This window comes from Isoptericola sp. NPDC057191 (assembly GCF_042670225.1).
Lineage (GTDB): Bacteria > Actinomycetota > Actinomycetes > Actinomycetales > Cellulomonadaceae > Isoptericola.
On sequence record NZ_JBHUWC010000256.1, the window covers coordinates 1 to 4,133 of the forward strand.

The 4,133-nt window shown below is 72.9% G+C and carries 2 protein-coding genes and 2 tRNA genes; 3 read left to right on the plus strand and 1 reads right to left on the minus strand.

All coding sequences use genetic code 11. The features are described 5' to 3' along the window. Nucleotides 1-17 precede the first annotated feature (17 nt). A complete protein-coding gene (locus ACFT55_RS19320) occupies nt 18-1,871 on the minus strand; it encodes a GMC family oxidoreductase N-terminal domain-containing protein (protein ID WP_380245471.1) in 1,854 nt (617 codons plus the stop codon). 113 nt (nt 1,872-1,984) lie between these two features. On the opposite strand from ACFT55_RS19320, the gene ACFT55_RS19325 reads away from it, so the two are divergent. The 3 genes from ACFT55_RS19325 to putP all read left to right on the plus strand — a co-directional run bounded on the left by ACFT55_RS19325 (nt 1,985) and on the right by putP (nt 4,033). Next, nucleotides 1,985-2,076, plus strand: a tRNA-Ser gene (locus ACFT55_RS19325). 187 nt (nt 2,077-2,263) lie between these two features. After that, nucleotides 2,264-2,336: transfer RNA gene (locus ACFT55_RS19330), tRNA-Arg, on the plus strand. A gap of 191 nt (nt 2,337-2,527) precedes the next feature. Beyond that, entirely contained in the window at nt 2,528-4,033 is a 1,506-nt protein-coding gene (gene putP, locus ACFT55_RS19335) for a sodium/proline symporter PutP (protein ID WP_380245472.1), read from the plus strand. Nucleotides 4,034-4,133 lie beyond the last annotated feature (100 nt).

Sequence of the window (4,133 nt, forward strand, 5' to 3'; positions counted from 1 at the left end):
GGCGCTCCGTCGTCGGGTCAGCGGATCTCGACGATCGGCAGGCGCAGCGCACCGGGTGCCGCGGACGGCACCACCGGGTGCCGGGGCGGCGTGGGCGCGACGCCGGCGTACGCGGCCCCCGGGGCGGGCCGGGTGTCGGCGTCGCCGCGGTTCGGCCAGAGGGCGCACGCCCGCTCGGCCTGGGCGGTGATGGTGAGCGACGGGTTGACGCCGAGGTTGGCGGTCACGGTGGACCCGTCCAGCACGTGCAGGCCGGGATGCCCGTGCACGCGGTGGTACGGGTCGACGACGCCGGTGGCGGGGGAGTCGCCGATCGTGCAGCCGCCGAGGATGTGCGCCGTCATCGGCACGTCGAACGGGTCGCCCGCGCTGCCGCCCGCGAGCCCGCCCATGCGGGTCGCCATCGCCCGGACGGCGTCGTGCGCCACCGGGATCCAGGTCGGGTTGGGCGCTCCGGTGCCCTGCCGTGAGGTGAGCCGCCGGCCGAGGAGCCCGCGGCGCGTGAACGTCGTGAGCGAGTTGTCGCGACTCTGCATCACCAGGGCGATCACGGTGCGCTGCGACCAGCCCCGCAGGTCGTACAGCGCGGGCAGGTCGCGGCGCCGACGCCAAAGCTCGGCGAGCCACCGGCGCCAGCGCGGGCCGTCGCCGGGCCCGACGCCGTCGACCAGCACGGTCTGCAGGAGCCCCATCGCGTTGGACCCGCGGCCGTAGCGCACGGGTTCGACGTGCGTGTCCTCGTCCGGGTAGAAGGACGACGTGATGGCCACGCCCTCGGAGTAGTCGGGCTCGCCCACCTGGCCGCGGCGGGCCGGCCGCATCGCCCCCAGCAGGGCCTCGGAGTTGGTGCGCGTGAGGTGTCCGAGGCGCGGGGAGAGGTGCGGCAGGTCGCCGCTGTCCCGCATCGCGTGCAGCAGGCGCTGCGTCCCGAGCGTCCCGGCCGCGAGCACCACCTGTCGGGCGCGGTACGTGCGTCGCCCCGCCCAGCGGTTCCCGGTGCGGTGGGTGCGCACCTCGTAGCCGCCGTCGGTGCGGGGGAGGACGGCGGTGGCCGTGGTCAGCGGGTGCACGCGGGCGCCGGCGGCCTCCGCGAGGTGCAGGTAGTTCTTGACGAGCGTGTTCTTCGCGTTGTGCCGGCATCCCGTCATGCACTCGCCGCAGTGCAGGCACGGGCTGCGGTCCGGTCCCCTGCCCCCGAAGAAGGGGTCGGGGACGGCGTTCTCGGACCCGTCGCCGGGCCGCGAGGGCCCGGCGGCTCCGTCGTCCCCGAGGAACACGCCGACCCGGACCTTGCGGAACGTGTGCCCGACGCCCAGCTCCTCGGCGACGTCGCGCACGAGCTCGTCCGCGGGGGTGGTGCGGCGGTACTCGACCGCGCCGAGCATCCGCTCGGCCTGGTCGTAGTAGGGGTCGAGCTCTGCCTTCCAGTCGGTCACGTGCGCCCAGGCGGGGTCCGACCAGAACGCGTCGGACGGCCGGTACAGGGTGTTGGCGTACACGAGGGAGCCGCCACCGACGCCCGCCCCGGCGAGCACGAGGACGTCCTTGAGGCGGTGGATCCGCTGGATGCCGTAGCAGCCCAGGGCGGGGGCCCAGAGGAAGCGGCGCAGGTCCCAGGAGGTGCGCGGCAGCTCGTCGTCGGCGAACCGTCGGCCCGCCTCGAGCACGCCGACGCGGTAGCCCTTCTCCGTGAGCCGCAGGGCAGCCACGCTGCCCCCGAAGCCTGAGCCGACGACGAGGACGTCGTAGTCGTCGTAGTCGTCGGCGGGGTCGGCGGGCTGCTCGGTGACCGGGCTGCTGACCTGGCTGCTGACCTGGCTGCGGACCGGGCCGGAGGCTCTGCGGAGGGTCTGGTCGTCGTCGTCCAGCATGCGCCAGACCGTAGCGCGGTCCGGGGTGCGGCGGGGGCGACGGCGCACGGCTTTTGCCCCCAGGCATGCCCGGCGGTTACTCTGGGCGCCGCGGTGTGGTTGTGCTGCCGCGAGGAGACGTCGCATAGTCTGGTCTAGTGCGCCACCCTGCTAAGGTGGTAACGGGGCAACCCGTTCGCGGGTTCAAATCCCGCCGTCTCCGCCAGGAAGGCTCCGGCTGCTGATCGCCCGGGGCCTTTTCTGTTGCCTGATGTCGGGTCGGCGGGGCGCGAGAACCGCTCTGCCGGAGGTCGTCCCGGTGTCGTGCATCACGATGGACCCCGTCGGTTTGGGGAACGGGCCCGGTGCCTGTAATGTTCTCGTCGGTCGGTGCGACAGCGCCGGTCAGGACTGCGCCCGTAGCTCAACGGATAGAGCATCTGACTACGGATCAGAAGGTTGGGGGTTCGAATCCCTCCGGGCGCACCGAAAGGCACAACGGCTCGATCCCCACACGGGATCGGGCCGTTGGTCGTTTCGGCCCCACGGGGTGGCACAGCAGCGAGGTCAGCGCCGACCGCGTCACGACCTGGCCCCGGCCCGTCGCGCACGTCGCGGCGGTCGGCGCGTCCAGCGCCAGACGCTGCAACGACACGACCGAGAGGGTGATCGATCGCATGAGCGATCAGACCTGGCAGACGATCGCGATCGTCGCGTACCTCCTGGCGATGCTGGGCATCGGGTACGCAGCGTTCCGCAGGACCGACGACCTGGACGACTACATGCTCGGCGGGCGCCGGCTGCGCCCCGGCGTGGCCGCCCTGAGCGCGGGCGCCTCCGACATGTCGGGCTGGCTGCTCATGGGGCTGCCCGGCGCGATCTACCTCACCGGGCTCGTCGAGGCGTGGATCGCGGTGGGCCTGACCGTGGGCGCGTGGCTCAACTGGAAGTTCGTGGCCCCCCGTCTGCGGGCCTACACGGAGGTCGCGAACAACTCGATCACCATCCCGAGCTTCTTCGACAACCGCCTCCGCGACCCCGCGCACCTGCTGCGCGTCGCGGCCGGCCTGATCGTCCTGGTGTTCTTCACCTTCTACGTCTCGTCCGGGATGGTCGCGGGCGGGACGTTCTTCGAGAGCTCGTTCGGGCTGGACTACCTCACCGGGCTCCTCGTCGTCGGCGGCGTGACGCTCGCCTACACGCTCTTCGGCGGGTTCCTCGGGGCGACGTGGACCGACGTCGCGCAGGGGGTGCTGATGCTCGCGGCGCTCGTCGCGGTGCCGGTGATCGCCGTGGTCGACCTGGGTGGTTGGTCGGCGGTGCAGGAGGGGATCCGAGCCGCGGACGCCGCCGGCACCACGCAGCACCTGTCGTTCTTCGCCGGCGCTACCGCCACCGGCGTCATCTCTGCGCTCGCCTGGGGCCTGGGGTACTTCGGTCAGCCGCACATCATCGTGCGCTTCATGGCCATCCGCACGCCGCAGGACGCGACCGCCGGACGACGGATCGGCATCGGCTGGATGGTGCTCACCGCGCTGGGCGCCGTGATGACCGGGCTGGTCGGCGTCGCCTACGCGAACGTCAAGGGTCTCCAGGTCGACAACCCGGAGACCATCTTCCTGCTGCTCGCCCAGCTCCTCTTCCACCCGCTGGTGGCGGGCCTGGTGCTGGCCGCGGTGCTGGCGGCGATCATGTCGACGATCTCGTCGCAGCTGATCGTGTCCTCCTCGGCGCTCGTCGAGGACCTGGTGAAGATGTCCGGGCTCCGGCTCAGCCCGCGGGCCGAGGTGATGCTCGGCCGGGGCGGCGTCCTGCTCGTCGCGGTGGTCGCGGCGCTGATCGCCCTGGACCGGACGTCCTCGATCCTCGACCTGGTGGGCTTCGCGTGGGCCGGGTTCGGGTCGGCGTTCGGACCCGTGGTCGTCCTGAGCCTCTACTGGCGTCGCCTGACGCGGTGGGGTGCGCTCTCGGGGATGGTCGCCGGTGCGGTCGTCGCGTTCGTCTGGGGACGTACGTCCCTCGCGGACAGCCTGTACGAGATCGTCCCCGGGTTCGCGATCGGCCTCCTCGCGGCGGTCGTCGTCAGCCTCGTGACGCCGAGGCCGGACGGTGCGGTGCTCGAGGAGTTCGACGCCGCACGGCGTCTCGCCCGTGGGGAACAGCCGGAGCTGCAGCGCGTCTGACGCGTCGCCGGCACCGCCGCGCCCGGGGGGCGGACAGGTGCCCGGCCGGGGCCTGACCGGGGCCGGCCGGGCTCTCTGGCGGGCCGTGGCGGGACGTGGC

What these genes read in the sequence shown, in the direction of transcription:
- putP (WP_380245472.1), top strand. Translation starts at nt 2,528, where the DNA reads ATGAGCGATCAGACCTGGCAGACGATCGCGATCGTCGCGTACCTCCTG.
- ACFT55_RS19320 (WP_380245471.1), bottom strand. Translation starts at nt 1,871, where the DNA reads ATGCTGGACGACGACGACCAGACCCTCCGCAGAGCCTCCGGCCCGGTC.